This is a genomic window from Brunnivagina elsteri CCALA 953 (assembly GCF_002289455.1).
Classification (GTDB): Bacteria; Cyanobacteriota; Cyanobacteriia; order Cyanobacteriales; family Nostocaceae; genus Brunnivagina; species Brunnivagina elsteri.
Genome location: NZ_NTFS01000690.1, coordinates 1 through 1,874, shown reverse-complemented (window position 1 = coordinate 1,874; position 1,874 = coordinate 1). Strand labels below are relative to the sequence as shown.

At 48.9% G+C, this 1,874-nt stretch carries 1 protein-coding gene; it reads left to right on the top strand.

Translation table 11 applies throughout. From position 1 onward, the window contains the following. Positions 1-1,874, top strand: a 1,874-nt coding sequence (locus CK510_RS29910) for a tetratricopeptide repeat protein (protein WP_095725061.1), incomplete at both ends; no start/stop codon positions are given.

Below are 1,874 nucleotides of genomic sequence, written 5' to 3'. Positions count from 1 at the left end.
CCCCAATCGTTACAAGCCAAGTTGGGATTAGCAATTGGCTACAAACGGGCTGGAAAGATTGATGAGGCTTGGAATGCTTACCAACAAGTCATAGCCCAAGACCCCAATAACCAACTGGCATTAAAAACAGTGGGTTTGCTGGGTACATACAAACCCCAATGGCAACCGGGAGGGATTCGAGCGCTCACATCTCTGCTGCAACAGACTCCCAACGACTTGGAAGCACGAAATCTCCGGGCTTTACTGTTCTTTTACCAAGGTCGTCAGGCTGAAGCTGTTGGCGATTACCGGATGGTGTTGGCAAGTAATCCCACACCAGAAAACTTGCTGAATGCGGCACAGGCATATACCTACGCAGGTGATGCCACCAAAGCGGTGGAATTATTCAATCGCTACCGGGGAACTGGTAAACCGATTGTTGGGGATGCGGCAGTCGCTTACGGTAAGGCATTGCGGGAAAATGGCGATGCAGCAGGTTCAGTTCGGGTATTGGAAGCCCAATTACAGCGCTCTGGGAGCCTCGATCGCACTGCCATCGAAACCCGTAAGGAATTGGCGGTGGCTTATCTTGCCAATCAACAACCAGATAGGGCTGTGGCAACATTACAGCCATTACAAGGTAGACCAGATGCGGTTTTACCCTTGGCTCGTTCCCTAAATGACATTCGCAAGCGCTCGACCAATGCCGCATTGACCCAGCAAGTGGCAACCCTCTACCGTCAAGCTTTAGCAGCTAATCCCAATCCTTCCCCCTCATTGGTGAAGGAAGTTGCCGATGTTTTTAGTGGTTTGCCCAATGGTGAACAAACTGCCCTGCAACTCTACCGTCAACTAGTGGCACAGCAACCAAACGATAAAAGTTTGTTAGTGCGGCAGTTAGCCTTGGAGAATAAATTAGGTTTGCTCTCCCGTAGCGATATACGTCAGCGTTTGAGTGCGGCACTTCAGCCATTACCCTCAGACCCAGTACAACTCCAGCAATTAGGATTTGCACTAGCAGAAATTAGTACCCCAGACCCAGAGTTTTTACCTATATATCAAAGTCTGCTGCAAAGTCGGGCAGACGTACCGATGTTGTATTTCCGAGTCGCCCAGATTTATTTGCAACTTGGGGATATGGTGAATGCCAGACAGGCACTAGCTGGATATACTGCAACTCCAATGGGTAGTCGGGATTTAGCACACCAATTATTGGCAGCAGAAATCGAACGCCGCGAAGGCAATTTGGATGCCAGTGCTAGAAGATACCAGGCTTTGATTAAAAGTAAGCCCGATCGCGCCGATATTATGGATGCATCTTTACAGGGTTTTGCGGGATTATTGCGACAGCAAAAGCGTTATGAAGATGCCTTGGTTGTTTACGATCAGCTTTTCCAACGTAATCCCCAGAGCTTAAATTTGCAGTTGGGACGAACTGTGATTGCTTATCAAGCAAAGCGGATTTCTGAAGCTGAGGCAAAAGCAGTGTTAGAGAATTGGCTAGGAACCCAGCCAGCAACGAATACACCACCGGAATTGTATAGCTTGGTGGAAGCCCTACCACTATATCCAGAACGGGAAACCCTATATACCTACTTAGCAGAGGTTGAACCTGGTAACATCCCCATGCAACTGCGGGTTGTGGAAGCGATCGCACAACGTAATCCTGCCCAAGCCCGTGCCAGGGTAAGGCAATTAATCGCCAGGTTGCCGCAAAATGAGAATTCCGCCGACTTACAAGCACAACTAGCTAGAGCCGCAGGGGATTTGAGTCTTGCTGGGAAAATTTACGAAAATATTTTGGCACAGCAACCCGATAACCTCACAGCTTTAGCAGCATTGGGGGGAATTAGATTCGAGCAGCAACGCTTTGATGCCGCCGAAAACGTTTATGC